This window comes from Mesorhizobium sp. M0028 (assembly GCF_040323855.1).
Taxonomy (GTDB): Bacteria; Pseudomonadota; Alphaproteobacteria; order Rhizobiales; family Rhizobiaceae; genus Mesorhizobium.
Genome location: NZ_JAMYVG010000002.1, coordinates 59,714 through 86,389, shown reverse-complemented (window position 1 = coordinate 86,389; position 26,676 = coordinate 59,714). Strand labels below are relative to the sequence as shown.

Annotated in this window: 29 protein-coding genes; 15 read left to right on the top strand and 14 right to left on the bottom strand. The window is 63.3% G+C overall.

What is annotated here, in order from left to right; genetic code table 11:
• Positions 1-44: 44 nt before the first annotated feature.
• The gene (locus NKJ93_RS05405) at positions 45-584 is read right to left on the bottom strand and encodes a protease inhibitor Inh/omp19 family protein (protein ID WP_023723103.1); all 540 of its coding nucleotides are present in this window, start codon (positions 582-584) and stop codon (positions 45-47) included.
• Positions 585-865: 281 nt separating this feature from the next.
• On the opposite strand from NKJ93_RS05405, the gene NKJ93_RS05400 reads away from it, so the two are divergent.
• Complete coding sequence (locus NKJ93_RS05400; RefSeq protein ID WP_352588018.1) at positions 866-1,876, top strand: MBL fold metallo-hydrolase; 1,011 nt, start codon at positions 866-868, stop codon at positions 1,874-1,876.
• On the opposite strand, the gene NKJ93_RS05395 is transcribed toward NKJ93_RS05400, so the two are convergent.
• Entirely contained in the window at positions 1,873-3,132 is a 1,260-nt protein-coding gene (locus tag NKJ93_RS05395) for a flavin-containing monooxygenase (RefSeq protein ID WP_352588015.1), read from the bottom strand. The two genes, NKJ93_RS05400 and NKJ93_RS05395, sit on opposite strands and share 4 nt — an antisense overlap.
• Before the next feature lie 289 nt (positions 3,133-3,421).
• Here NKJ93_RS05395 and NKJ93_RS05390 point away from each other — a divergent pair, with 289 nt between their 5' ends.
• The 7 genes from NKJ93_RS05390 (at position 3,422) to NKJ93_RS05360 (ending at position 9,630) form a co-directional block, all read left to right on the top strand.
• Entirely contained in the window at positions 3,422-3,583 is a 162-nt protein-coding gene (locus NKJ93_RS05390; RefSeq protein WP_031195454.1) for a DUF1328 family protein, read from the top strand.
• A gap of 74 nt (positions 3,584-3,657) precedes the next feature.
• Positions 3,658-4,542: a diaminopimelate epimerase gene (dapF, locus tag NKJ93_RS05385; RefSeq protein ID WP_352588012.1), complete on the top strand. Its 885-nt coding sequence runs from the start codon at positions 3,658-3,660 to the stop codon at positions 4,540-4,542.
• The gene (gene mtaB, locus NKJ93_RS05380; protein WP_352588010.1) at positions 4,542-5,843 is read left to right on the top strand and encodes a tRNA (N(6)-L-threonylcarbamoyladenosine(37)-C(2))-methylthiotransferase MtaB; all 1,302 of its coding nucleotides are present in this window, start codon (positions 4,542-4,544) and stop codon (positions 5,841-5,843) included. Before dapF ends, mtaB begins: the two co-directional genes overlap by 1 nt.
• A gap of 11 nt (positions 5,844-5,854) precedes the next feature.
• Positions 5,855-7,618: a signal recognition particle-docking protein FtsY gene (gene ftsY / locus NKJ93_RS05375; RefSeq protein ID WP_352588007.1), complete on the top strand. Its 1,764-nt coding sequence runs from the start codon at positions 5,855-5,857 to the stop codon at positions 7,616-7,618.
• Between the two features lie 60 nt (positions 7,619-7,678).
• Positions 7,679-8,344, top strand: coding sequence for a septation protein A (locus NKJ93_RS05370; RefSeq protein ID WP_023721875.1), 666 nt, complete (start codon positions 7,679-7,681; stop codon positions 8,342-8,344).
• A gap of 91 nt (positions 8,345-8,435) precedes the next feature.
• Positions 8,436-9,056, top strand: coding sequence for a pyridoxamine 5'-phosphate oxidase family protein (locus NKJ93_RS05365; RefSeq protein WP_352481060.1), 621 nt, complete (start codon positions 8,436-8,438; stop codon positions 9,054-9,056).
• 40 nt (positions 9,057-9,096) lie between these two features.
• Positions 9,097-9,630 carry an NADPH-dependent FMN reductase gene (locus NKJ93_RS05360; RefSeq protein ID WP_352481121.1) on the top strand — a complete coding sequence of 178 codons (534 nt, stop codon included), beginning with the start codon at positions 9,097-9,099 and terminating at the stop codon, positions 9,628-9,630.
• A 278-nt stretch (positions 9,631-9,908) separates the two neighbouring features.
• On the opposite strand, the gene NKJ93_RS05355 is transcribed toward NKJ93_RS05360, so the two are convergent.
• Entirely contained in the window at positions 9,909-10,118 is a 210-nt protein-coding gene (locus NKJ93_RS05355) for a tautomerase family protein (RefSeq protein ID WP_352481061.1), read from the bottom strand.
• Positions 10,119-10,150: 32 nt separating this feature from the next.
• Positions 10,151-11,068 (bottom strand): SMP-30/gluconolactonase/LRE family protein, encoded by a 918-nt coding sequence (locus tag NKJ93_RS05350; RefSeq protein ID WP_352481062.1) that lies wholly within the window; start codon positions 11,066-11,068, stop codon positions 10,151-10,153.
• Between the two features lie 263 nt (positions 11,069-11,331).
• On the opposite strand from NKJ93_RS05350, the gene NKJ93_RS05345 reads away from it, so the two are divergent.
• Complete coding sequence (locus NKJ93_RS05345) at positions 11,332-11,499, top strand: hypothetical protein (RefSeq protein ID WP_023721879.1); 168 nt, start codon at positions 11,332-11,334, stop codon at positions 11,497-11,499.
• 32 nt (positions 11,500-11,531) lie between these two features.
• Here the strand turns inward: NKJ93_RS05345 and NKJ93_RS05340 are convergent, their stop codons facing one another.
• The 5 genes from NKJ93_RS05340 to ccmA all read right to left on the bottom strand — a co-directional run bounded on the left by NKJ93_RS05340 (position 11,532) and on the right by ccmA (position 14,221).
• Complete coding sequence (locus NKJ93_RS05340) at positions 11,532-12,107, bottom strand: DsbE family thiol:disulfide interchange protein (RefSeq protein WP_352494039.1); 576 nt, start codon at positions 12,105-12,107, stop codon at positions 11,532-11,534.
• Positions 12,104-12,271 carry a heme exporter protein CcmD gene (gene ccmD / locus NKJ93_RS05335; RefSeq protein ID WP_352494038.1) on the bottom strand — a complete coding sequence of 56 codons (168 nt, stop codon included), beginning with the start codon at positions 12,269-12,271 and terminating at the stop codon, positions 12,104-12,106. Before ccmD ends, NKJ93_RS05340 begins: the two co-directional genes overlap by 4 nt.
• Positions 12,272-12,373: 102 nt before the next feature.
• Positions 12,374-12,751, bottom strand: a complete 378-nt coding sequence (locus NKJ93_RS05330; protein ID WP_352481064.1) for an Imm50 family immunity protein — start codon at positions 12,749-12,751, stop codon at positions 12,374-12,376.
• Positions 12,751-13,416, bottom strand: coding sequence for a heme exporter protein CcmB (gene ccmB / locus NKJ93_RS05325; RefSeq protein WP_352588004.1), 666 nt, complete (start codon positions 13,414-13,416; stop codon positions 12,751-12,753). Before ccmB ends, NKJ93_RS05330 begins: the two co-directional genes overlap by 1 nt.
• 196 nt (positions 13,417-13,612) lie before the next feature.
• On the bottom strand, positions 13,613-14,221 hold the full coding sequence (gene ccmA, locus NKJ93_RS05320; RefSeq protein WP_023721885.1) for a heme ABC exporter ATP-binding protein CcmA: 609 nt from the start codon (positions 14,219-14,221) through the stop codon (positions 13,613-13,615).
• A gap of 283 nt (positions 14,222-14,504) precedes the next feature.
• On the opposite strand from ccmA, the gene acnA reads away from it, so the two are divergent.
• Positions 14,505-17,195: an aconitate hydratase AcnA gene (gene acnA, locus NKJ93_RS05315; RefSeq protein ID WP_023721886.1), complete on the top strand. Its 2,691-nt coding sequence runs from the start codon at positions 14,505-14,507 to the stop codon at positions 17,193-17,195.
• A 75-nt stretch (positions 17,196-17,270) separates the two neighbouring features.
• Here acnA and NKJ93_RS05310 read toward each other — a convergent pair whose 3' ends face one another.
• Positions 17,271-17,933: a ceramidase domain-containing protein gene (locus NKJ93_RS05310; RefSeq protein WP_023721887.1), complete on the bottom strand. Its 663-nt coding sequence runs from the start codon at positions 17,931-17,933 to the stop codon at positions 17,271-17,273.
• Between the two features lie 175 nt (positions 17,934-18,108).
• Here NKJ93_RS05310 and NKJ93_RS05305 point away from each other — a divergent pair, with 175 nt between their 5' ends.
• A complete protein-coding gene (locus NKJ93_RS05305; protein WP_023721888.1) occupies positions 18,109-18,858 on the top strand; it encodes a DUF1223 domain-containing protein in 750 nt (249 codons plus the stop codon).
• Positions 18,859-19,457: 599 nt separating this feature from the next.
• Positions 19,458-19,844 carry a DUF2794 domain-containing protein gene (locus NKJ93_RS05300; protein WP_023721889.1) on the top strand — a complete coding sequence of 129 codons (387 nt, stop codon included), beginning with the start codon at positions 19,458-19,460 and terminating at the stop codon, positions 19,842-19,844.
• 4 nt (positions 19,845-19,848) lie between these two features.
• On the opposite strand, the gene NKJ93_RS05295 is transcribed toward NKJ93_RS05300, so the two are convergent.
• From NKJ93_RS05295 to NKJ93_RS05280, 4 genes are all read right to left on the bottom strand, one after another.
• Positions 19,849-20,418: a GNAT family N-acetyltransferase gene (locus NKJ93_RS05295; RefSeq protein ID WP_352494036.1), complete on the bottom strand. Its 570-nt coding sequence runs from the start codon at positions 20,416-20,418 to the stop codon at positions 19,849-19,851.
• 164 nt (positions 20,419-20,582) lie between these two features.
• Entirely contained in the window at positions 20,583-21,362 is a 780-nt protein-coding gene (locus tag NKJ93_RS05290) for a Bax inhibitor-1/YccA family protein (protein WP_254817871.1), read from the bottom strand.
• Between the two features lie 219 nt (positions 21,363-21,581).
• Positions 21,582-24,131, bottom strand: coding sequence for an ABC transporter permease (locus NKJ93_RS05285; RefSeq protein ID WP_352481069.1), 2,550 nt, complete (start codon positions 24,129-24,131; stop codon positions 21,582-21,584).
• Positions 24,131-24,841 carry an ABC transporter ATP-binding protein gene (locus NKJ93_RS05280; RefSeq protein WP_023721893.1) on the bottom strand — a complete coding sequence of 237 codons (711 nt, stop codon included), beginning with the start codon at positions 24,839-24,841 and terminating at the stop codon, positions 24,131-24,133. Before NKJ93_RS05280 ends, NKJ93_RS05285 begins: the two co-directional genes overlap by 1 nt.
• A 108-nt stretch (positions 24,842-24,949) precedes the next feature.
• Here NKJ93_RS05280 and NKJ93_RS05275 point away from each other — a divergent pair, with 108 nt between their 5' ends.
• From NKJ93_RS05275 to NKJ93_RS05265, 3 genes are all read left to right on the top strand, one after another.
• On the top strand, positions 24,950-25,594 hold the full coding sequence (locus NKJ93_RS05275) for an arylesterase (protein ID WP_023721894.1): 645 nt from the start codon (positions 24,950-24,952) through the stop codon (positions 25,592-25,594).
• Positions 25,595-25,731: 137 nt separating this feature from the next.
• Positions 25,732-26,328: an RNA 2',3'-cyclic phosphodiesterase gene (gene thpR, locus NKJ93_RS05270; RefSeq protein ID WP_352481070.1), complete on the top strand. Its 597-nt coding sequence runs from the start codon at positions 25,732-25,734 to the stop codon at positions 26,326-26,328.
• 6 nt (positions 26,329-26,334) lie between these two features.
• A complete protein-coding gene (locus tag NKJ93_RS05265; RefSeq protein WP_023721896.1) occupies positions 26,335-26,631 on the top strand; it encodes a 4a-hydroxytetrahydrobiopterin dehydratase in 297 nt (98 codons plus the stop codon).
• The last annotated feature ends 45 nt before the right edge of the window (positions 26,632-26,676 follow it).

Here is a 26,676-nt window from a genome sequence, read left to right as displayed (position 1 = left end):
AACGGTTTTCCGTCCGGAATTGCGTAACAATAGGGGCGGTTCGATTACCTTGTTAGCGAGATCGGCAGGCCGTTGGAAGTCTGGCCGTCGAATTTCTCGCCGCCCGAGGAATAGAGCCGTGCCAGCGTGCCGCCGTTCTCGTCAAAGAGCGTCAGCTGTTTGCCGGCGACGTTCCAGGATTTGATGCCGTCGAGCGGCGCCGGGCAATGCAGCGGTCCGGCGCGATAGCCCGAGCCGAATTTGGTCTGCGGCGTCGCCACCTGACAGCTCTGGCCGGACACGCTTGCCTTCCACACGCCGGCGACGCTGGAGGCGGTCAGGTCGGCCGCGCCGGCCGGCGCCGTCCCGTCGGGCGGCAACGAGGCGACCTGGGTGTTCTGCGGCGCGGTTGGAAATTTCGACGGATCGGCCGGGCCGGGTGTCGCCGGGGGCGGCAGCTGGTTTGCAGTCACCTTGCCGGCGGGCGCAGCTTCCAGCGGCGCCGGCTGCTGCTCGTCCATTGATGAGAACCGCGAGGTTGAACAGCCGCTCGCAACGAGCGCGGCCAGCGATACGGCCAGCAGGCCGGTTTTCGAAAATCTCATTCTTCAACCTCCGTCGGATCCGGCTGGGGGGTGCCGTCCGCGCAATGTCCCTCTCACCAAGATGGAGAAGGTGGCGAAATTTCAACCCGATATGGTTAAAATACGGTTTGCGCCGCTAATGTTGCAAATTTATCGCAAAATGCACATTGCCTGGCTGATACCTCCGGGTCGGTGCGATACGGCGCGCCGGCTCCAAATCCTTGACGTTCACCTCAAATGCTTGCGCCAGCTGGCTCCGGCATTATCTCTTGGCGATCAGCAAACTGCAGGGAGCCGATTTCTTGGCCGCGAGAAAGAGAGCCGCCAACCGCTATTACAGCGGCCCGCCCAGCGATCATTTCGACGGCACCTTGTTCTTCAATCCCGACGGCCGGCCGCCGGGTCGCTTTGCCGATCTGTTGAAATGGCAATTGAGCGGCGAGCGCTCGAAATGGCCGGCGGCGAATCCGAGTCCGTTTCCACCGGCAAGACCGGTCGAGCGGATCGATGGTGCAGCGCTCCGCCTCACCATGGTCGGCCATTCCTCGCTGCTCGTCCAGACAGCCGGCCTGAACATCCTTACCGATCCGGTCTGGTCGCGGCGTGTCTCGCCAATCTCGTTCGCCGGGCCGAAACGCGTCAATCCGCCGGGCATCGCCTTTTCCCATCTGCCGCCGATCGACCTCGTGCTGGTCAGCCACAACCATTACGACCATCTCGACCTCGCCACGCTGAAGCGCCTGAAGGCAACGCACGACCCGCTACTGCTGACGCCGCTCGGCAACGACGCCATCATCGGCGCTGCCGTTCCCGGTATGCGGCTTTCCGCGCATGACTGGGGCGATCGGGTCGATATCGGCGATGACGTCGCCGTGCATGTCGAGCCGGTGCACCACTGGTCGGCCCGCGGTACTCGCGACCGGCGCATGGCGCTGTGGGCGGGTTTCGTCGTCGAAACGCCAAGTGCAAAGATCTATTTTGCCGGCGATACCGGCTTCCACGGCGGTATCAACTACCGGCTGATGGCTGAAAAGCATGGCGGCTTCCGCCTCGCCATCCTGCCGATCGGCGCCTACGAGCCGCGCTGGTTCATGGCGCCGCATCACCAGGATCCGGAGGAGGCGGTGCAAGGCATGCTTTTGTGCAACGCTGGCTATGCCGCCGGCTGCCACTGGGGCACATTCCGGCTCACCAACGAGCCGATCGACGAGCCGGCCAGAAAGCTCGGCGAAGCGCTTGGAGCCGCCGGTCTGCCGCGGGATCGTTTCCGTGCCTTGCAGCCGGGCGAAGTCTGGGACGTGCCAGAGGTTTAGCGCGGCGGCTGGCCTGACGGCGAAGGCGGCTGCAAAGCTTCCATATGCCTGGCTATATGGGCGGCGTCGCGGCCCACATATGAAAGAAGGCCGGAGCCGAAGGTATGCATCCAATGAAGGCCAAGAAAGTACAGGCCGGGAAAGGCTGTCACGCCACGCTGTTGAATAGGTGCGTTGCGCGAATCGAAAATTGGTAAATCGATCCAGTTATAGTCGAAGCGATATCCCGTTCCCCAGATGACCGAGCCGACGTTCTCACCGGAGATATCCACTGACCGGGCGCCGCCGACTTCCGCCAGGATTGGCGTTGCTGAGCGTTCATTGCCATCGCTGATGTGGTCCGCGACTTCAGGTTTCTCTGCCAGCGCCTCTGCCGCGGAGACAAAATCGTCATAGGACCTATCGGCTTCAGCCAATATCTGCGAGGCATCCCCGGCCACCAACAGTTTTCCATCGGCGCATCCGAGTACACGTCCCAGCACCACTCCACCATCGCGTGCAAAACGGCGGACGTTCATATCGTAACCGCCGTTGACACCGGTTACGACGGTCGAGGGGGGATACCGCCGCTCCGGGAAACTATCGATAGTGATCTCGAAACGTCCCATTTTGTCGAACCACCACAAGACATCCTGGCCGCGATAGCGCCGCGGCACCCGACGATGCGGACTGACCGAAAGATAGACATCGCGCCCGGATTGCTGGAGTTCATCCGCAATCTGGCTACCGGATGCACCACTGCCCACCACCAGCACCACTCCGGGGGGAAGCTCGTCGGGGTTGCGGTACCTCGAAGCGTGAACCTGGTAAACGGATCGAGGCAAATCCTTGGCCGCCGCCGGTACCATCGAACGCTGGAAAGGGCCCGTCGCCACAACGACATTGCGGGCCGTCATGCTGCCGGCGTTTGTCTCCAACGCATAATCGCCGGTATCCCTGTGTCGGAGCTTCGTGACCTCCACACCCTCGCGAACCGGAGCTGCAATTTTTGCCGCATAGTGCTCGATGAACCGCGTGATGGCGGTGTGGTGGGCGAATCCTTCCGGTTCAGGGTCCTGATAAGAAACCCCAGGAAGCTCTATTGCCTGGTTGATGAATTGAAACCGAAGCGAATCCCAACGCTCAGTCCGCCAGCGTCCGGCAATACGCGCGCGTTCCAACACGACATGCTCACGTTCATGTTGGTGAAGATAGTAACTCATGGCGAGCCCCGCCTGGCCGCCACCAATAATGATCGTGTCCCAACGCTCAGTCATTGGAAAACTCTATCGCCGGCCCGCCAAACACGTCGTCAGCTTACGGTCTCGGTGCGGTGAAGATCTTGGGTAAGACGAAAAAAGGGATCCAAGATTGCTTAGCAGCGAAATATCCATTCCCGGACGTCAAATCGACACAACGGTAGCGTTCATTCAACACTATGACAACATTGCATCCGTAGCTGCATATCACAGCCGGGTCCTCGACGCGCCCAGCCACCGCAGGGAACCCAAGCCCTCGCAGAAGCGTTTGTAGGTGTTCAAACCTGCCGGCTGCGAGGTGTCTCTCATGATCAGGTGGATCATCATTCTTTTGATTATCGCGGCCGCGGCAAGCCTGCTCGGCATGCCGGCACTGGCTGGAGCCGCCGCAACCGGCGCCCGCATCCTCATCGGCATCGTGCTGATCATCTTCCTGCTGATCGTGCTTGGCGTATTCGCGGTGACCTGAAAAGCATGCCGCACTGGTAATTTCGGCCGGTATCCGCCATATAGGCGCCAAATCGGCAAGAGACCTTTCGATCCATGGCAAGCGCGGCCCCTTTCGCCAAGATGAACGGTATCGGCAACGAAATCATCGTTGCCGATATGCGTGGCCGTGCCGATCGCGTAACGCCTGCGGCAGCCGTCGCGCTTAATGCCGACGCCGCGACCAGGTTCGACCAGATCATGGCGATCCACGATCCCAGGACGCCGGGCACCGCCTTTTTCATCGACATCTTGAATTCCGACGGAACCAGTGCGCAAGCCTGCGGCAACGGCATGCGCTGTGTCGTCCAGGCGCTCGCCGCCGAGACCGGCCAGAAGACATTTGCCTTTGAAACAGTCGCCGGCATCCTCAATGCCGAGGAACATGCCGACGGAATGATCTCGGTCGACATGGGCAAGCCGCGCTTTGGCTGGCGGGACATCCCGCTGGCCGAGGAGTTTCGCGACACCCGCATGATCGAACTGCAGATCGGCCCGATCGATGCGCCGGTACTGCATTCGCCGTCGGTCGTCTCGATGGGCAATCCGCACGCCATCTTCTGGGTCGACCGCGACGTCTGGTCCTATGAACTCGAGCGCTTCGGCCCGCTGCTCGAAAACCACCCGATCTTCCCTGAGCGCGCCAACATCACCATCGCGCAAGTGACTTCGCCGGAGACCATGGCCATCCGCACCTGGGAGCGCGGCGCCGGCCTGACCAAGGCCTGCGGCTCGGCTGCTTGCGCCGCCGTGGTCGCCGCGGCCCGCACCCGGCGCACCGGCCGCAGCGTCACGCTGATGACGCCCGGCGGCGGCTCGCTGCACGTCCTGTGGCGCGACGACGACCACGTCATCCTGACCGGTGCCGCCGAATGGGAATTTTCCGGCAGCTTCGATCCGTCGACCGGGGCGTGGGCGCGCGACACCGAAAGCGCCGCCTGATGGCTCCTCGTGGCAACAGGGGTATCGACGTCGTCACCTTCGGCTGCAGGCTGAACACCTATGAATCCGAGGTGATGCGGCGTGAAGCCGAAAGTGCGGGCTTCGGCGGGCTCGAAGGCGGCGCTATCATCTTCAACACCTGCGCCGTCACCGGCGAGGCGGTGCGCCAGGCCAAGCAGTCGATCAGAAAAGCCCGCCGTGAGAACCCGGCCGCCCGCATCATCGTCACCGGCTGCGCCGCGCAGACCGGCCCGCAGGATTTCGTCGCCATGGACGAGGTCGATCTCGTCCTCGGCAATGAGGAGAAGCTGAAGGCGCATTCATATCGCGCGCTGCCGGATTTCGGCGTCAACGACACCGAAAAGGCGCGCGTCAACGATATCTTTTCGGTGCGCGAAACGGCCACCCACATGGTCGACGCCATCGAGGGCCGGGCGCGCGCTTTTGTCCAGGTGCAGAACGGCTGCGACCACCGCTGCACCTTCTGCATCATTCCCTACGGTCGCGGAAATTCGCGCTCGGTCCCGATGGGCGCCGTGGTTGAGCAGGTCAAGCGACTCGCCGGCAATGGTTATGCCGAGATCGTGCTGACGGGCGTCGACATGACCAGTTTTGGCGCCGATCTGCCGGGCGCACCGAAGCTCGGCAAATTGGTCAAGACCATCCTGAAGCAGGTGCCAGACGTGAAACGCCTGCGGCTTTCTTCCATCGATTCGATCGAGGCCGACGACGATCTGCTGGACGCCATCGCCACCGAGCCGAGGCTGATGCCGCATCTGCACCTGTCGCTGCAATCGGGTGACGACATGATCCTGAAGCGGATGAAGCGCCGGCACAGCCGCGACCAGTCGATCCGCTTTTGCGAGGATGTGCGCAAACTGCGCCCCGGCATCGTTTTCGGCGCCGACATCATCGCCGGCTTCCCGACGGAGACGGATGCCATGTTCGAAAACTCGCTGGAGATCGTCGAGGAATGCGGCCTGACGCATCTCCATGTCTTCCCGTTTTCGCCGCGCCAGGGCACGCCCGCCGCGCGCATGCCGCAGCTTCGCCGCGAAATGGTCAAGCAGCGCGCCGCACGGTTGCGCGCCGCCGGCGAGGTCGCCTACCGCCGTCACCTTTCCTCGCTCGCTGGCACACGCCAGTCGATCCTGGTCGAGCGCGATGGGCTCGGCCGCACCGAAGGGTTTACGCTGGCCGTGTTGTCAGCCGGGGCGCCGGGCGACATCGTCGAGGCTGATATCGCCGGCAATGACGGTATCAGACTGATCGCCGCGCCGCTTGCCGCCCGCGCCGCCTGAGAGCGCAAGACATGGCCGGGTTTTTCAAGAAGATATTTTCGTTCGGCAAGAAGGAAGTTGTCGAGGAGCGGCCCGACGAGACCGCACCGCTGCCGCCGATCAAATGGGACGAACTGGAGGCGCTGAAGCCGGCGGCCGAGCAGGCCGTCCCGGAGTTTTTGAAACGCGAAGAGTCGCGGCCCGAGGCAGACACTGCGCCTCCGCCGTCTGTCGAGACGGAAGCGCCGCCCGCGCCGCAGCCACCGCTCGAACCCGCACCAACCATTCCGCCCGAGCCAGAGATCCAGCCGGAGTCGGAAACGCCTGCTGAGGAGCCGGAAGAAATCCCGGCCGAGCTTGTTATTCCCGAGCCGGAGCAGCCGGAGATTGTCCAGACTGAGCCTCGGTCATCGGAAGCTGGCGCTGCCCCTCATCCGCCTGCCGGCACCTTCTCCCCGTATGGTGACGGGGAGAAGGGGGCTGATCGGCAGGCCGAGCCTCCTTTTGAAAGCGATGAAGAAGAAGCTGCAACGCTGACGTCCCCCTCTCTCCGTCCTTCACGGGGGTCCGAAGGACCGGCGAGACAAGCGGCTCGCCCCGGAACGGGAAAGGGTGAGGGGCAGCGCGAACCTCTGCAAGATACCGCACCGCCCGCCGAGAGCCCCTCCGCAGCGCCCGAAGCGCCGCCGGCCGAAATCCCGCCTCCGCTCCGCCAGCCCGCCCCGGTCGAAACGAAACCGGTCTTGACCGAGATTGCGCCCGAACCAGAGGCCATTCCGCAACCATCGCCGGAGCCAAAACCTGCCCCCGGCAAGGTGACCGTAACCAAGAAGGTCGAGCAGAAGGCCGAGCCGCAAAGAGCGCCCGAACCGGCGCCGAGGCGCTCCTGGTTCCAGCGCATGCGAGACGGGCTTGCCCGCTCTTCCAGGGAGTTGTCCGGCAACATCGCCGGCGTCTTCACCAAGCGCAAGCTCGACGAGGACACGCTGCAGGACCTGGAGGATGTGCTGATCCGCGCCGATCTCGGCATGGAGACGGCTTTGCGCGTTACCGACGCGCTCTCCGCCAGCCGCTACGGCAAGGATGTCTCCGAGACGGAAGTCCGCGCCATCATGGCGGCGGAGGTGGAGAAGGTGCTGACCCATGTCGCCATGCCGCTGGAACTCGACCTCAGCCACAAGCCGCATGTCATCCTGGTCGTCGGCGTCAACGGCACGGGGAAAACCACGACCATCGGCAAGCTCGCCGCAAAGCTGACCGATGGCGGCCTCTCGGTGATGCTCGCCGCCGGCGACACTTTCCGCGCCGCCGCGATCGAGCAGTTGAAGATCTGGGGCGAGCGCACCAACTCGCCGGTCATTGCCTCGAAGCTCGGCGCCGACGCCGCCGGCCTCGCTTACGACGCCTTCGAGCGGGCGAAGGAGGCCGGCTCCGACGTGCTGATCATCGACACCGCCGGGCGGCTGCAGAACAAGACCGAACTGATGGCGGAACTGGAAAAGATCGTCCGCGTGCTGGGCAAGCTCGATCCGGAAGCGCCGCACACCGTGCTGCAGACGGTCGATGCCACCACCGGCCAGAATGCGCTCAACCAGGTCGAGATCTTCCGCAATGTCGCCGGCGTCAACGGCCTGGTGATGACCAAGCTGGACGGCACGGCGCGCGGCGGTATTCTGGTGGCGATCGCGGCAAAGCACAAATTGCCGGTCTACTTCATCGGCGTCGGCGAACAGGTCGACGACCTCGAACCCTTTTCCGCAAGCGAGTTCGCCAGGGCGATCGCTGGCGTGGCTTGACGAGCATGATCCCGAAAAGTTGCAGACTTTTTGGATTGGATCGTGCGTAAGAAGGATCCCATGAACCCACCCATCCTCGAACGCGACCTGTCCGATCCGCGACGCAAGGCGTTGAACTCCGGCCTGAAATTCCTGCTCGAACTCGGGCCTGGTCTGGTGTTCTTTTTCACCACCATCCGCGGCGCGTGGCTTGTCGGGAAATTCCCGATCCTCAGCCATATCGGCGAGCCTATCCTGATTGCCACAGCGTTCTTTATGGTGGCGACGGCGCTGTCGCTCAGCGTTTCGTGGATTTTGACGCGCAGCTGGCCGATCATGCCGCTGGTCTCGGCCATCGTCGTGTTTGTGTTTGGTGCGCTGGCGCTGTGGCTGCAGGACAAGACCTTCGCTTTCATGAAGCCGACAATCATCAACAGCCTGTTCGGCATCACGCTGCTTGGCGGGTTGGCGTTTGGCAGATCGCTGTTGGGCTATGTCTTTGATTCCGCCTTCAATCTCGACGCCGAAGGCTGGCGCAAGCTCACTTTCCGATGGGGGCTTTTCTTCCTTTTTCTGGCTGTGCTGAACGAGGTCGTGTGGCGCAATTTTTCTGAGGAAACCTGGCTTTATTTCAAGGTCTGGGGCACGATTCCCATTACCCTTGTCTTCACGTTAAGCCAAATGCCGTTGATCCTGCGCCACTCGCTCGAGGACAAGGCCGCCAAGGAAGAGAAAGCCGGCAAATAGAGCAATTCCAAGAAAAGTGTGTAGCGGTTTTCCGGGGAAAAGCGCGTAGCGCTTTCCCTAGGGAATTGCGTCAGAATAGGAGGAGAGGGGCATGGAATTCATCACCACGCGCGACGAGTTGAGGACGATCTACAAGACGCCTCGGCCGACCGACGGTTCGATCCGCAAGGAACTGAAGGCATTGGACGGCCACTGCCGTTCCTTCATCGGCAAGAGCCCCTTCGTGCTGATCGGCTCGTCCGACGGCGCCGGCAATGCCGATGTGACGCCGAAGGGCGACAGGCCGGGCTTCGTAACAGTGCTTGACGAGAAGACCATCGCCATCCCCGACCGGCCCGGCAACAACCGGCTCGACACGCTGGAGAACATCCTTCTCAATCCCTCGATCGGGCTGCTCTTCCTCATTCCCGGCATGAACGAAACGCTGCGTGTCAATGGCGATGCCCGCATCACCGTCGATGCGTCATTGCGTGAGCGGCTGGCGGTCGACGGCAAGGCACCGCAAAGCGTCGTCGTGGTGACGGTCAAGGCCGCCTACATGCATTGCGCCAAGGCCTTCATGCGCTCCGAATTGTGGAAGCCGGAGAGCTGGTACGACCGCGCGACGCTGCCGACGCTCGGCCAGATCCTGCGCGACCAGTTGGCGCTCGCCGATTCGGCCGAGGCGACCGACCGCTGGCTGGACGAGGAATACAGAGAGACCATGTGGTAGTGTGCCCGGCGACGAATCGCTCGAGCCGGTCTCCATTTCCTTGCTCAACATCCTCGCCATCTCTGGCAGCCTGCGCGCCGCCTCGACCAATTCGGCCCTGGTCGCGGCACTCGCGCAAAACGCGCTGCCGGACTGTCACGTCGCCGTCTACGATGGGCTTGGGCGGCTGCCGATCTTCAACCCCGACGACGAAGGCGAGCGAACGCCACCGCAAGCAGCGGCGCTGATCGACGCGGTCACCGCCGCTGACGGCGTCATCGTCTCCTGCCCGGAATACGCCCATGGTGTGCCAGGCGGCCTGAAGAACGCGCTCGACTGGCTGGTGTCGCGCGATGCAGCCGTCGGCAAACCGGCCATGCTGGTACATGCCTCGCCGCGCTCGCTGTTTGCCCGCGCCGCACTTGCCGAGATCATGCGGACAATGTCTTTCGCGCTCTATGAGGAAGCAGCGCTCGAAATCGCGTTGCTCGGCAAGAAGCCGCCGGAGGTGGAGAAAATCCTGGCGGAACCGGAAAACCGGCTGGCGATGCGCAGCGCCGTTTCGGCCTTCGCGGGCTTCATCCGCTCGCGTTAAGTGGCGGCCATCGTGCTGTCGTATCCCAGGGCAGAGCGAACGCGAAGCGAGCGTCGGCGATCCTTCGCGCCCCCCTCTGTCCTGCCGGACATCTCCCCCACAAGGAGGGAGATTGGCCGTCATCCCTGCTTTCGCCAATCTCCAACGTTGAAAGAAGGGCCATGCGGCGAAGCTGCCGATCTCCCCCCAAGTGGGGGAGATGCCCGGTAGGGCAGAGGGGGGCGCTGTCCCGCAGGCCTCTCGCAAACTTCCGCACTGCCGCTGTGCTCGTCGAGAAATCAGCCCTTGCCCCTCCGCGTCTCGACGTCGGTCTCGCCGACGAACCAGTCGCGTGCAGCGACTTCCTCGAACACCACCCAGACATCGTTGCTGGTCAGGCCGGTGGCGCCGGTGATGGCCGCCGTCACCTGGGCGGCGATCGCGGCCTTTTTGCCGGCCGGGTCATCGGCAATCACCTCCTTGACCAGGCGGATATTCACGAATGGCATGGTGCCCTCCCTTGGATATGCTTGGCGGCCGTTCAATAGGTTTTGGCGCCGTTGACCATGAGCCGGACCATGTAGAGCGAGGTCGTGCCGGCGATGTAGAGGCAGTTCAGCTTGTTGCCGCCGAACACGCAATTGGCGACGACTTCCGGTACCTTGACCTTGCCGATCAGCGTCCCGTCTGGATCGTAGCAATGGATGCCGTCGGCGGCACTGGTCCAGATGCGGCCGTCCGCATCCAGCCTGAAACCGTCGAACAGGCCGGCGGTGCAGTCGGCAAAGACCTTTTCGCCGGAGACCGTCTTGCCGCCCTGGCCAACAGTGAAAACCCGGATGTGCGCCGGGTTTTGGGCGCCATGCGTGCGGCCGGTGTCGGCGACGTAGAGCTTGCTCTCGTCGAGCGAGAAGGCGAGCCCGTTGGGCCTGACCATGTCGGTGATCACCGCCTCGGTCTCGCCGGTGCCGGGATCGACGCGGTAGACATGGCAGGCGCCGATCTCACTTTCGGCCTTGTCGCCCTCGTAATCGGTATCGATGCCGTAGCTCGGGTCGGTGAACCAGATCGAGCCGTCGGACGTGACCACCGCGTCATTGGGCGAGTTCAGCCGCTTGCCGCGCCATTTGTCGGCGATGGTGATGACCGAGCCGTCATGCTCGGTGCGGCTGACGCGGCGGCCGGAGTGCTCGCAAGTGACCATCCGGCCTTGCCGGTCGACGGTGTTGCCATTGGAATTGCCGGACGGCTGACGGAACACGCTGACGCTGCCGTCGGTGTCGTCGTAGCGCAGCATGCGATTGTTCGGAATGTCGGACCACACCACATAGCGCCCGGCCGCAAACCAGGCCGGCCCCTCCGCCCATCGGCAGCCGGTAAACAGCCTGTCGACCTGTGCGTTGCCGTTGAACAGCCGCGAAAAGCGCGGATCGAGAACTTCGTAGAATTCGCTGGTCATGGTTCCTCCCGGTATCAGTCGCTTGGCGAGCCGCGATCAAGCCAGCCTGCGATCGATATGGCAAGATCGATGATGCGTCAGAAGCATTAGGGGAGCGAATGCTGGGCCGGACGGCAGGTCACATCCCGTTAACCGGCTATGCGCCCAGCGCAATGGTGCATTGCAACATCTTATTTTTGCAACGCACCATAACTATGTCATGCTTCGTATCGATCAAGGGAGGAACAACTGGCCGCGAAATGCGGCGCAAAAGGAAACTCGCTATGATCATCGACAGCCTCATGAGCCGCGCTCGCGCCAGCATCGCCAAGCGCCGGCATTACAACCGCCTCGTCGCCGAAATCGACAGCTTCAGCAGCCGCGACCTCGCCGACATGCGCGCCGACCGCTCAGAAATGCTCTATCAGGTCCACAAGCAGATCTACGGCTGAGTCTTCGGTCGACCTATCACGATCGGCGGGCATCAGCCCGGCACGGCCAGCGCCTTCTCGATCTCCGGCAGCAGCAGCGTCTGCGCCGAGTCCGGCGTCAGCGGCCCGACATGCTTGTAGGCGATCTTGCCATCCTTGCCGATGACGAAGGTCTCCGGCACGCCGTAGACACCCCAGTCGATCGCTGTGCGCCCGGCCTGGTCGACGCCGATCGCCTGGAACGGATTGCCGAGATCGCCAAGGAACCGACGGGCGTTTTCCGGCTGGTCCTTGTAGTTCAGCGCTGCCATGACGAAGCGTCTGTCCTGCGACAGCGCCAGCAGCACCGGATGCTCGTCGCGGCATGGCGCGCACCAGGACGCGAAGACGTTGACCAGCGTCACTTTGCCGGCGAACTGTTTTGAATCGAGGCCCGGCAAATTGGTGCCCTCGAGCGCCGGCAGGTTGGTCTGCGGCGCCGGCAAGCCGATCAGCGCCGACGGCACTTCCGACACGTCGCGCCCGGACAACAGCTGCGCCAGGAACAATCCCGCCAGCCCGAGAAAGACCAGCAGCGGCAGCAGCACGATCAGGCGGCGGCGCGCCGGAGTTTCCGTTTCCGTGCTCATGATTTTGCTGCCTTGTCGGAGCGCCGGCGCACGCCGGACGCCTCCAGCTCGGCGAGCTCTCGCTTGCGGCCGCGCTGGTCGAGCAGGATCCAGCCAACCAGCCCGGCCAGCACCACGGCCGTAATGGCATAGGCGGCGGTGACATAAAGGGCGTGCACGCTCATTTTCCCGATCCAAGGCTTCTCACGGCGAAATTCATAGCCTCACCGGCTGTTTGCCGCAATGAACGGGTCTGCGGCAGATTTGCGGTTATCGCAAGCCGAAGGTCACTGCGAAAGCAAAACACCTGATATGTTTTTGATACGCATGTATTGGCACGTGAGGGACAGCCTGACAGCTCCTTCGCAGGTAAGCAGGATTCTACCGGCGTCATCCCACATCCTGATTGCACTGGAGCCATGGCTCTGGAACTTGCGAAGGCTAATGGATTCGACCGCGATGAACTCAAGCCCGAAAGACACGGCATTGAACGCCGCCCATTTGGCGGGAGGCCGGTAGGGGAGGACGGTCGAGATGAAGGAAAGGTGCATGCTAGGCCCGTTGCGGTCCATCTTGGCCCCGGTAACCTCGACGGAGGACAGATCGGGGTAGTTGCCGTAGATGGTCTGGAGAAAGATCGGGTTCTCTATGCGCAGCGGCCACATCAATCCGTTCCGTGCCGCAGCGCCAGCGCCGCTGCCACCGGCCCGAGCACGGCAAGAAACAGGGTCAGCGCGGTAAGAATGAGGAAGGGCTGCAGGAAGGGATCGGGGTCCGCCACCGCGCCATAGCTTGCCGATACGCCGAAGATCAGTACGGGAATGGTCAGCGGCAGCACCAGCACCGAGATCAGCAGTCCGCCGCGCGGCAACGCTACCGCCACCGCGGCACCGGCAGCACCGATGAAGGTGATCGCCGGCGTGCCGACCAGAAGCGTCAGCGCCGTGGCGCCGATGCCGGCCGGCTCCATGTTCATGAACAGGCCGAGCAGGGGAGCCGCGACGACCAGCGGCAGCACGCTTCCCGCCCAATGCGCCAGGCATTTCGTCAGCACGGTCAGGGCCAGCATGTGCCGGTCGTTGCCAAGCACCAGAAGATCGAGCGAGCCGTCCTCGCGGTCAGCCTGGAACAGCCGGTCGAGGCCGAGCAGGCAGGCCAGCAAGGCGGCGATCCACAGGATCGCCGGGCCGATGCGGGCCAGCAGCTTCAGGTCGGGACCGACGCCGAAGGGGATGGTCGCGATAACGGCGAGAAAGAAAATCACGCCGGTAAGCGCCCCGCCGCCGGCGCGGATACTTAAGCGGATGTCGCGCAGGAAGAGGGCTAGCATGATGTGAGATGCTTTCGCCCAGGCACCCCCCTCTGTCCTGCCGGACATCTCCCCCGCAAGGGGGGAGATTGGATGTCGCCTCGGCTTTCGTCAGTCTTCAACGTGAAAGAGAGGGCGAGTCGTTGAAACCGCCAATCTCCCCCCTTGCGGGGGAGATGTCCGGCAGGACAGAGGGGGGTGCGACAGAGCGCCGGCATCACCCAACCATCCCCATCACAAGCTCCCTCGCCCCCTCCAGCCCCAGCGGCAAATGCGTGGCCGCAACCACGATCCCCCCACCATCGAGATGCTTCCGCATTAGCCCGCCGAATCTCTCCTCCGAAGCCTTGTCCAGTCCCGCCGTCGGCTCATCGAGCAGCCACAATGGCCGATGACTGACCAGCAGTTTTGCGATCGCGGCGCGGCGGCGCTGGCCGGTCGAGAGATAGCCGAACGGCAGATGGCCGATGCCGCCCAACCCGACGGTCTCCAGCGCCTCTTCAACACCCCTGGAACCGGCGCCCGAAAAATCGCGCCAGAAGCACAGATTCTCCTTAACGGTGAGTGCGCTCTTCATTGCGTCGAGGTGGCCGAGATAGTGACAGGCCGAGGCGGCCGACGGAAAGTCTTCGCCACCACCTTCGAACCGCACACGGCCTGCCGCCACCGGCAACAGTCCGGCGATGATCCTGAGCAGCGTCGATTTGCCGGCGCCGTTCGCCCCGGTGACGACCAGCGCCTGGCCATCCCCCAGCGCGAATTCGATGCCGGAAAATACCGTCTCGCCGCCGCGTTCGCCGCCCAGATTTTCGGCGATCAGCCGCATCCGTTCCCCTTCGCCGAAAGTTCAAGCGCGGCTTCGGTGCGCCGCAGCAAAAATGGCAATTCCGTGTCTAGAACTATTCCAGAAAATTCTCTATATCCGCATCATCCGTGCCAGCGGTCGGCACGGGAACCGAATTTGCGCCGAACCAGCGCGCGTGCCGCCTTGAACGGCCCGGACGCTTGGGAACGGATAGCGGAAATGGCCGTACCCGCACCTTTGCGCGTGATTTGCATGCCCACTGGCGTCCGTTCCCTCCCCGGCAACCGACAGTTAGGGATCGCACGTGTCCAAATCACTCGACAGCTTCAATTGCCGCCGCACGCTGACCGCCGGCGGCACCGAGTACATCTACTATGACCTTGTCGAGGCCGAAAAGAACGGCCTCACCGGCATCGCTCAATTGCCCTATTCGATGAAGGTGCTGCTGGAGAACCTGCTGCGCAACGAGGACGGCCGTTCCGTCACCAAGGAGAGCATCCAGGCGGTCGCCGGCTGGCTGACCGACCGGGGCACTGCCGGCGTCGAGATCGCCTATCGCCCGGCCCGCGTGCTGATGCAGGATTTCACCGGCGTTCCGGCTGTGGTCGACCTTGCCGCCATGCGCGACGCCATGGCCTCGCTCGGCGGCGACCCGCAAAAGATCAACCCGCTGGTGCCGGTCGATCTGGTCATCGACCATTCGGTCATCGTCGACGAATTCGGCACGCCGCTGGCTTTCGCCCGCAATGTCGAGCTTGAGTATGAGCGCAATGAGGAACGCTACAAATTCCTGAAATGGGGCCAGCAGGCGTTCCGCAATTTCCGCGTCGTGCCGCCCGGCACTGGCATCTGCCATCAGGTCAACCTTGAGTACCTCGGCCAGGTCGTGTGGACCAACAGCGAAGATGGCGAGACCACCGCCTATCCCGACACCTGCGTCGGCACCGATTCGCACACCACCATGATCAACGGCCTTGGTGTTCTCGGCTGGGGCGTCGGTGGCATCGAGGCCGAGGCCGCGATGCTCGGCCAGCCCGTCTCCATGCTGTTGCCCGAAGTGATCGGCTTTCGCCTCACCGGCAGGCTGAGGGAGGGCGTCACCGCCACCGACCTGGTGCTCACCGTCACGCAGATGCTGCGCAAGAAGGGCGTCGTCGGCAAGTTCGTCGAATTCTTCGGTCCGGGCCTGTCCAACATGACGCTGGCCGATCGTGCCACCATCGGCAACATGGCGCCGGAATATGGCGCCACCTGCGGCTTCTTCCCGGTCGACAGCGAAACCATCCGCTACCTCACCATGTCCGGCCGTGACGAAAGCCGCATCGCCCTGGTCGAGGCTTATTCGAAGGCGCAAGGCCTATGGCGCGACGTCGGCTCGGCCGATCCGGTCTTCACCGATCTGCTCGAGCTCGATCTCGGCAGTGTCGTCCCGTCGATGGCCGGCCCGAAGCGGCCGGAAGGCCGCGTGGCACTTGAAGACATTCCGGCCGGCTTCGACAAGGCCATGGAGACCGAATACAAGAAGGCCGCCGAAATCGACAAGCGCTATGCCGTCGAGGGCACGGACTACGATCTTGGCCATGGCGATGTCGTCATCGCCGCCATTACCTCCTGCACCAACACCTCGAACCCGAGCGTGCTGATCGGCGCCGGGCTGTTGGCGCGCAACGCCAACCGGCTCGGCCTCAAGCAGAAGCCGTGGGTCAAGACCTCACTGGCGCCGGGCAGCCAGGTCGTCGCCGAATATCTGGAGAAATCCGGTCTGCAGAAGGAGCTCGACCAGATCGGCTTCAACCTGGTCGGCTTCGGCTGCACCACCTGTATCGGCAATTCCGGCCCGCTGCCGGCGCCGATCTCCAAGACCATCAACGATAAGGGCTTGATTGCTGCGGCAGTCTTGTCCGGCAACCGCAATTTCGAAGGCCGCGTCTCGCCCGACGTGCAGGCGAACTATCTCGCCTCGCCGCCGCTGGTCGTCGCCCACGCGCTGGCCGGGACCGTGACCAAGGATCTGACCACCGAGCCGCTCGGCGAGGATCGCAACGGCAATCCGGTCTATCTCAAGGACATCTGGCCGAGTTCAGTCGAGATCCAGGAATTCATCGAGAAGAATGTCACGCGCGAATTGTTCGCCCGCAAATATGCCGACGTCTTCAAGGGCGACGAGTACTGGCAGAACGTCAAGGCGCCGGAAGGCCAGACCTATGCCTGGGACGACAATTCGACCTATGTGCAGAACCCACCCTATTTCGCCGGCATGACATCAGGCTTCGGCAAGATCGGCGATATCAAGGGCGCGCGTGTGCTCGGTCTGTTCGGCGATAAGATCACCACCGACCACATTTCGCCGGCCGGTTCGATCAAGGCGGCCTCCCCGGCCGGCAAGTACCTCACCGACCACGGCGTCGGCGTCGCCGATTTCAACCAGTATGGCACGCGCCGCGGCAACCACGAGGTGATGATGCGCGGCACCTTCGCCAACATCCGCATCCGCAACCACATGCTGGGCGAGAACGGCCGCGAGGGCGGCTACACCATCCATTACCCGTCGAAGGAAGAGGAATCGATCTACGACGCCGCCATGCACTACAAGAAGGAGGGCGTGCCGCTGGTCATCTTCGCCGGCGTCGAATATGGCAACGGCTCGTCGCGCGACTGGGCGGCCAAGGGTACGAATCTGCTCGGTGTCCGCGCGGTCATCGCCCAGTCCTTCGAGCGCATCCACCGCTCCAACCTGGTCGGCATGGGCGTAATCCCCTTCGTCTTCGAGGAAGGCACCTCGTGGGCCTCGCTCAACCTCAAGGGCGACGAACTGGTCGAGATCGACGGACTGAGCAACATCAAGCCGCGGCAGAAGATGATCGCCAGGATCACCTATGGCGACGACAGCGTCAAAGAGGTTCCGATCATCTGCCGCATCGATACGCTGGACGAGCTCGACTACTTCAAGAATGGCGGCATCCTGCAATACGTGCTGCGCGACCTTGCGGCTTAAGGGAGTAGGGCAATAAGGGAGTAGGGCAGTAGGGGAAGCAAGGACAAGCACCTACTGCCCTACTGCCCTACTGCCCTACTTTGGCTTTCCAAACCGCGCTGTCGCCGCCAGCAGCACGCCGAGCATCAGCCCGTTGAGGATGTGCCACAGGAAATGCGTGCCGAGCGGAAAGCCGCCGCAGACCAGCGGATCGATCATCCGGCAGACGACCGACACGACGAAGATCGCCGAACCCGCCAGATTGTACCAGCCGGCACGATTGCCGCTGGCCGCCACCCAGGCGCCGAAGAAGGCAAGCGCCAGGAAGGGCGGCAGGTAGCCGGTCGTGCCGTTCGACGCTTGGCGCAGCCAGTCCGGCACGGCAAAGGTCACCAGCCCGGCAACGGCGTAAAAGGCGACGAAGATGACGATCGCCTTGCCCCATTTCATGCCGAGAAAACGTCGCAGGTTGAACAGCGTGTAGGCCAGCGTGAACCCTGCAATCGGCAGCACGTCGGCCAGGATCATTCCCCTTGTGGCAAAGGTGTGGAACAGCGACGAGCCGACGCCGATCGCCACCACCCACCAGGCCAGCACTTCGGCGAAGGCGCCGGTGCCGCGCTTGCGCACCTGCCAGACACCCCATAGCCCGGCGGCAAAAAAAGCCAGATTGCTCAGCGCATTGAGCGGTTCAGCCCAGAATTCCGGCCCCGTCCGTTCGCAATAGAGGTCGACCGGCGCCAGGAGAGATTGCCACATGCTGATTGCCGCCCGAATCGCTTCCATCGTGAAGTGCGCGTCCACCTATTGCGCCCTTGCCAGCGGTTGCAACGGCAAAATTTCACCGCAACGTGACTTCCCGTTGACTGCCGCTTCTGCCACATATTTCGACAATCAGAACAAAGCCGGCATCACCGGCGGGATCGGAACGGCCATGTCATCTCGAAGACCATTGCGGCTTGCGGCCGTTGCGCTGGCTCTCTCGGCGTTTGCCGGAAGCGCCTTCGCCGAGCAGGCCGACAAGCCATTAGGCGTCGTCGAGCTCTTCACCAGCCAGGGATGTAATTCCTGTCCGCCGGCCGACGAATTCTTTGCCGAGCTCGCCGCCAAGGAGAACATCGTCGCGCTCGCCTATCATGTCGACTATTGGGATTACCTCGGCTGGCAGGATACGCTGAGCCGCAAGGAAAATACCGAGCGGCAATATGAGTATATGCGCGCCTTCGGCAGCCGTTCCGTCTACACCCCGCAAGCCGTCATCAACGGCCGCAGCCATGTCAATGGCGCCAGCCGCAAGGAAGTCGACGGCGCGCTGGCCCGCATGGAGAGGGTCGGCGAAGGCATGCGCGTCGGCATCAAGGTCAGCCGGACCAGCGATCGCGTCATGATCGATGCCGGCGACGCCGTGACCGGCCCCGCCGACGCGCATGTCGTCATCGTCTATTTCAACCCGCCGCAGACGATCAAGATCGGCAAGGGTGAAAACACCGGCCGCAGCATGACCTACTGGAACGCCGTCTCCAGCATCCAGACCGCCGGCATGTGGCACGGCAAGGCGCAGCGCTACGAACTGCCGATGAGCGAGATCGCCAAGAAGGGCGGCTGCGCCGTGCTGCTGCAGTCGGTCGGCAAGGACGGCGTGCCCGGTCCGATCCTGGGTGCAGCCTTTATCCGCAAGCCTTAGATGGAGCGCTCTCCCTTCTCCCTTGTGGGAGAAGGTGTCGCCGAAGGCGACGGATGAGGGTGTTCCAGGGAACGCCAACGCCTCACTCCGTCCAACACCCCTCATCTGTCTCGGCGCTGCGCGCCGATCCACCTTCTTCCACAACAAGGGGAGAAGGGATAGCCGCGCTCAAGCCTCCGACGACAGCCTATCCGGATGGATCGCGCCGCCACGGCTCCAGCCAATAAAAAACCGGCGTCAGCTTGCTTCTGACGCCGGTCATTTAGGTTTTGGGATCGTCGCACCCGATCTTTCCAAGGAAAGACCGAGGTTGGTTCGATCCGACGCAGACCCGTGGGCGGGGGGCTTGGGGTTTACGAGCCGGTGCCGGACCGAACCGTCTCAGGCAACGCCGGTAAATTCGTCGGACATTGGGGCATGAGCACGGATAAAAAAAGGCAGGATTGTGGCGAAGCATCACCAATTCCAACAGGCGTTTCGCAAACGTGACTGGACGTTGGAGAAACCGCGCGGTGCTGCCGTTGCCCGGCCGGGCCTTGCAATTCGGCAACGAAAGCGCCAACTTTGGTCGGCGTACGATTCATTGCGAGGATCCAGGCATGACTGATCGCAGCAGCGGGACGGAGGATGGGGACGCATCCGCAATATTGATCCCGCTGCACGAGGCAAGACACGAACGCCTCGACCAGCCGGTGCGGTTCGACCGCCGCGAACTGGACCAGATCCTCAGGCTCTACGGCCGTATGGTCGCCGCCAATGAATGGCGCGACTATGCTATTGACCATCTCACCGACCGCGCCGTTTTTTCCGTCTTCCGTCGCACCAGCGAAGTGCCGCTTTTCCAGATCGTCAAGGATCCGAAGCTGGCGCGCCGGCAAGGCGCATTCGCCGTCATCGCCGCCGGCGGACGCATCCTCAAGCGTGGCCAGGAACTCGGCCGGGTGCTTGGCGTGTTCGACCGAACGCTGAAGCTGGTCGAGGCGTAACCCCTTATTTTTGTTTGCGGAACTTCCGCTCGGGCAGCGATTGCGGATCGGGCGGGACCGACGCTCCACCGTTGATCGGCAGTTGCATGAACACCGTGTCCAGCCAGCGTCCGTGCTTGTAGCCGGAGCCTTCCAGGCGGCCGGAATGGTGAAAGCCGAGCTTCTCGTGCAACCGCACCGAGGCGCTGTCGGGCCGGCCATCGCCAATCACCGCGATGATCTGGCGAAAGCCCGCCGCCTTGGCTGCCTCGATCAGCCTTTGCATCAGGAGCAGCCCGACGCCCTGCCCCTTGGCGTCGGGCGCGACATAGACGGAATCCTCAACCACGAAGCGGTATGCCGGGCGCGGCCGGAAAGCGCCGGCATAGGCATAGCCGAGCACAATGCCGCCTTTTTCCGCCACGAGATAGGGAAAGCCACCCGCTACCAAACTGTCGAAGCGCGCTCCCATCTCGATACGACTTGGCGGGTCGAGTTCATAGCTCGCCGTGCCGTTTGTCACCGCGTCGGCATAGATTTCCGTGATCCGGTCGAGATCGGCCGACGTCGCGGCCCGCAAGGTGATGCTGCTCATAATTTATGCACGTCGTTCATCTGCCCTATATCACAGCAAAAGCCGGCACAAAAGAAAAGGGCGGCCATTGGGCCGCCCTTTCCAAACTCGCTGGAGTCAGACCATGATCCCGAAAAGTGGAAACCGGTTTTCGGAACAGATCATGGTCAACAAAGAACGCCGTACTAGCGACGGTCGCCCATGAACTGCAGCAGGAACATGAACAGGTTGATGAAGTCGAGATAGAGCCTCAGCGCGCCCATGATCGCCTTGCGGCCGGCGACATCAGTCTCGTCACCCTCGAAATACATCTCCTTGATGTTCTGCGTGTCATAGGCGGTGAGGCCTGCGAAGATCAGCACGCCGATCGCCGAAACGGCGAAGGAAAGCGCCGACGACTGCAGGAAGATGTTGATCACCATCGCGATGATCAGGCCGACCAGGCCCATGACCAGGAACGAGCCGAACGCGGAAAGGTCGCGCTTGGTCGTGTAGCCGTAGAGCGACAGCCCGCCAAACGCGGCGGCGGTGGCGAAGAAGGTCTGCGAGATACTGGCGGTGGTGTAGACCAGGAAGATCGACGACAGCGACAGGCCGACAAGGCCGGCGTAAACCCAGAACGTCGTCTGCGCCGCCGAAACGCTCATCGATTGGACCCGGAACGACAGGAACATCACCGCTGCCAGCGGGGCAAAGATCACCAGCCATTTCAGCGGCGAGCCGAAGATCGCGTAGCCGAACGAGGTCAGCATCTCGCCGCTTGGCAACGTGGCAACCGCCGAGGCGGGATCGCTGGTGGTGGCCAGCATGATTGTGCCGACCGCGGCAAGGCCGGTGATGAGGAGGCCAAGCCCCATCAGGTTGTAGACTTTGATCATGTAGGCGCGCAGGCCCTGGTCGATGGCAGCATCGACGCCGGCGCCGGGCACGGCGCGCGTCTGATAATTGCGAACGGGATCAGCCATGGAAATCCTCATATTGCTTCTGCCCCGTCCGGTGTCAGGTCCTTTTGAACCCAGGCGCCGCTGGCGGGGCTCCAGCATGCCTGCGCCGAAATATGATGGTTCTTGGCGTAAAGGACAAGACCGTAACCGGACGTAATGCTCCGTGAAGTGCCGGAGATCCGGTTTTATTGGCCTTGCCGGTCGAAACATTAACGAGATTTAATCAAAACCGGCTCTGGCTCAAAGATTCCGCAGCACCGGCGCCGCCTTGTGGCCCAGCACCCGCCACGTGCCGGCCAGGCCGATACCCACCGTGACCACCAGTGAAAAGCCGATGGTCGCCACGGCTACCTCGGGCATGAAGTGCGATGGCAGCGTCATGATGCGCGCGACGACGTACCACGCCGCCACACCGCCCGCCGCCAGCGCGAAGATCGCGGTCGCAAGGCCGATCAGCATGTATTCCAGCGAAAAGGCCGCGATCAGCGTTTTCCTGGTCGCACCCAGGGTCTTCAGCACCACCGCGTCGTGGATGCGGGCCCGGTTGCCGGCGGCGAGCGCCCCGGCCAGCACCAGCACCGAGGCGATCAACGCCACGCCCGCCGCGGCCCTGATCGCGGTGCCGAGCTGCACCACCAGCCGGTTGACGATGTCGAGCGCGTCCTTGACCCTGACCGTCGTCACCGCGGGAAAAGCCCGGGTGACGGCATTGAGAAGATGCGCGTCGTCGGCCGCCGACGCATTCGTCTCGGTCAGCGTCGCCAACCAGCCATGCGGCGCCCCGGCGAATGTGTTGGGCGAGAACACCATGACGAAATTGATGCCCATGGTTTCCCATTCGACCTGGCGGAAATTGGCGATCTTGGCCGTGATATTGCGGCCGAGCACGTTGACGGTGATGGTGTCGCCGAGCTTCAGCCCGATCTCCTTGCCCTCCTCGGCGGAAAACGAGACCAGCGGTTCGCCGGAATAATTCCCCGGCCACCAGCTGCCCTCGGTCAGCGTTGCATTCTCCGGCAATTGTGCGTCATAGGTCAGCCCACGGTCGCCGCGCAGCACCCAGGCGCCTTCGGCCGGAACCTTGACCTTGTCGACATCGACGCCGTTGAGCGCCATCACCCGGCCGCGCAGCATCGGCACCTTGATCAGCGTGCCCTGCGGCGCCTCTTTGCCGACCAGCGCGGAGAAGGCATCGACGTCGCCGCTCTGGATATCGACGAAGAAGAAGTTCGGCGCCCGTTCCGGCAGGCTGCCGGAAATCTGCCGCCTGAGATTGCCATCGATCAGCGCCAGCGTCACCAGGAGCGTCAGCCCGAGACCCAGCGACAGCACCACGGACGGCGTCAAGGCGCCAGGCCGATGGATGTTGCCGATGGCGAGCCTGAGCGCCGTCGAGCGCACACGCGGACTTCTCTTCGCCGCCCACTGCACCAGCGTACCGACGACACGCAGCACCAGGAACGAAAAGACCGTGGCGCCGACGAAGATCGAGGCAATACGGCGGTCGCCGGAAAACAGGATCGCCAGCACCGCGAGCAGCAGCGCGATGGCCATTGCCGCGGCGACATAGAGCGGGCGGGGAAAACCGCGGCCCTCAAAACCCATTTCGCGAAACAGCGCCGTCGCTGGCACGTCGCGAGCACGGCCGAGCGGCAGCAGGGCGAAGGCCAGCGTCACCAGCAGCCCGAACAGCGCTGCCATGCCGAGGGCGCCGGGATAGAACCCACCTTCCGCCGGCACCGGAATAACCGACTGGAGTGCCGCGCTGGCCGCGAACGGCATCAGCGCGCCAAGCACAAGGCCCAGCGTGATACCGAGGGCGGCAATCATCAGGATCTGCACCAGGTAGACGGCAAAGACGAACCCGCCCGAAGCCCCCAGGCTCTTGAAGGTGGCGATGACGCCGCGCTTGCCGTCGAGATAGGCACGCACCGCATTGGCCACGCCGACGCCGCCGACCACCAGCGCCGTCAGCCCGACCAACGTCAGGAATTGCGAGAACCGCTCGATGTTCGAGGACAGCGCCGGCGCTGCGTTGCTGCGCGTGCGGATCGACCAGCCGGCCTGCGGGAACTCTTTCGCGGCCTGCTCCTGGATCGCCTTGATCTGTACTTCAGTGGTGCCGCCGGGCAGGCGGACCTTATAGGCGTTCTCGACCAGGCTGCCCGGCTGGATCAGGCCTGAAGCGGCAAGCCCGTCGGTCGACACCATCAGCCGCGGCGCAAAACCGAAGCCATCCGACACCGCATCTGGCTCGTTGACCAGCTTGGCGCGCAGCTCGAATGTCGCGCTGCCGAGCTTCAACCGGTCACCGATGCCAAGGTTCAGCCGCTCGAACAGAAGGTCCGGGGCGGCGGCGCCGAAGACACCGGATTTTTCGCCGAACAAATCCTCTCGCGACAGCACCGGCTGGGTCTCCAGCGCGCCATAGAGCGGATAGGCGCCGTCGACCGCCTTGGCCTCGACCAGCGCCTGGTCGGAGCCGTCCTCGAGCCTCGCCATCGAGCGCATGTTGGCGCTGTGCGAAACCGTGCCAAGCCGGCCGAGGAAGCTGCGTTCGGCTCTGGTCGGATCGCGCTGGTTGATCTGGAAGCGGAGATCGCCGCCGAGCAGCGTCTGACCCTGGTCGGCAACACCGGCGGAAATCGCCTGCGCCACCGAATTGACGCCGCCGATTGCCGCGACGCCGAGCGCAATGCAGGCAAGGAAGATCAGGAAACCGGACAGCCCGCCGCGCATTTCGCGCAGCGAGAACTTGAAGGCCAGCCTCAGCGTTTGCGACAGCGGCATCAGGCGGTCACCTTGCCGGCCCTGGAGGCCGGCTTGGATGCGTCCTCGATCAGCCCCGACCGCATCGACACCTGGCGCGAGCAGCGCGCCGCGAGCACCGGGTCATGCGTGACCAGCACCAGCGTCATGCCGCGTTCGGCCGCCTTGGCGAACAGCAGGTCGGCGACGTGCCGTCCCGTCGCCTGGTCGAGATTGCCGGTCGGCTCGTCGGCGATCAGGATGCGTGGCGACGGCGCCAGCGCCCGGGCGATCGCCACGCGCTGCTGCTCGCCGCCAGACAATTCGCCGGGATAATGGGTGATGCGATCGCTAAGGCCGACCGCCGCCAGTTCGCGCGCCGCCACGCCGAACGGATCGGCATGGCCGGCAAGCTCAAGCGGGACGGCGACGTTTTCCAGCGCCGTCATATTGGGGATGAGGTGGAACGACTGGAACACGATGCCGATGTTTCGCCCTCGAAACGATGCGATCTGGTCTTCGCTTTTGCCGTTGAGCAGCTCGCCGGCAATTCGTACCGCACCCGAATCGACCCTTTCAAGCCCGGCCAAAACCATCAGCAATGTCGACTTTCCCGAACCCGAAGGTCCAACGATGCCTGTCGCTTCGCCGCTCGCCACATCAAGGCTGACGCCCTTCAGCACATGCACCGAGGATGCGCCTTCGCCGAGCGTCAGCGATACGTCTTTCAGCGAAATGACGGCTTCTTCCAAAATCAAATCGTCCTATATGGGGGAAAGAGGGCTAGAGCATCCGATGCTCGACAAAGACGAAAACCTGCCTTCGCCAACAGATGTTCCTGGTCATATGGGGCCTGCCGCATGGCTTTCAAACACACTTTTGCCGCAGCCTTCGCCCTTTTCCTCGCGATCTGCAGCGCCATTTCGTCGGCGCGCGCCGAGCCCTTCACCATCGTTGGCTTCGGCGACAGCTTGATGGCGGGTTATGGCCTTGGGCCGGGTCAGGGGTTCACCGAAAAGCTGCAGGCCGCGCTTCGCGCCAAGGGCTACGATGTCACGGTCGCCAATGCCGGCGTTTCCGGCGATACGACGAGCGGCGGCCTGTCGCGGCTCGACTGGTCGGTGCCGGACGGCACGCAGCTGGTCATCCTGGAGCTCGGCGCCAACGACATGCTGCGCGGCGTTTCGCCCGCCATAGCGGAAAAGAACCTGGACGCCATGCTGGCAAAGCTGAAGCAGCGCAAGATCGCCGTGTTGCTGGCCGGGATGCGCGCGGCGCCGAATCTCGGCGCCGATTACCAGAGGGCCTTCGACGCGACCTTTCCGAGACTGGCTGAAAAATACGGCGTGCCGCTCTATCCTTTCTTTCTCGAGGGCATCGCCGGCCAATCCGTCCTGCAGCTCGAAGACGGTCTTCATCCAAACGCCCGAGGCGTCGACCGCATCGTCGAGGGTATCCTGCCCAGCGTGGAGAAGACCATTGAAGCGATCCGGGGCAATTCCTGAAGGCGAGGGTTCGCCGCCGCAACACCTTCCGCGGGGGAAGCTTTTAGGCAGGCCTGCGACCAACAAACCCCTTGCCCCGTTTGAATATCGATGATTCGCTAGGGGCAAGAGTTCGATTCGAGGACAGGAGGCTTGCCATGCCGCGTCTTTTTACCGCCCTCGAAATACCGCGTGATGCCGCTCTTTCGCTGTCCCTGCTCAGGGGCGGCCTGCCCGGAGCCCGCTGGATCGACGTCGAAAACTATCATCTGACGCTGCGCTTCATTGGCGATGTCGAGGGCCATGTCGCCGACGAAATCGCCAACGCGCTCGACCGCGTTCACCGCCCGTCCTTCCCGCTGACGCTGTCCGGCGTCGGCGCCTTCGGCCAGAAGAAGCCGCATGCGGTGTGGGCCGGGGTCGCCGCTTCGCCCGATCTTTCCGCTCTGCAAAGCGAAATCGAGCGCATCTGCCAGCGGCTCGGCATCCCGGCCGACCCGCGCAAGTTCATGCCGCATGTGACGCTGGCCCGCCTGCGCAATGCGAGCCCGCTCGACGTCGCCCAGTATCTGTCGGCGCGCGGCAATTTTTCGACGCTGCCGTTCCGGGTCGGCCGCTTCGTGCTGATGTCGTCGCGCGACTCGGTCGGCGGCGGGCCTTACGTCGTCGAGGAGGCTTGGCCGCTTTCAGGTGCCGACAACCGCGTCGCCAGCCGTTTGGCCGGCGCCGCCGACGCTTCGCGGATCATGCGGTAGACGGACATGGCCAGGGAGAAACTAGCAAAAGAGGCGATCAGCGCCGAACTTGCCGGCCTCGACGGCTGGTCGCTGGCCAAGGATGGTGGTTCGATCAGCCGCAGCTTCACTTTCAAGAATTTCTCGGAAGCCTTTGCCTTCATGACCCGCGTGGCGTTGGCGGCGGAGAAGATGGACCACCACCCCGACTGGTCGAACGTCTACAAGACGGTAAACGTGACCCTCAACACACACGACGCCGGCGGCCTGACCGCGCTAGATTTCGATCTGGCCAGGAAGATGAACCGCTATTTCGGCACCTGACGTTATCTGCACCTTGCAGCGAGGTTCGGCTTTCACCACATTTTG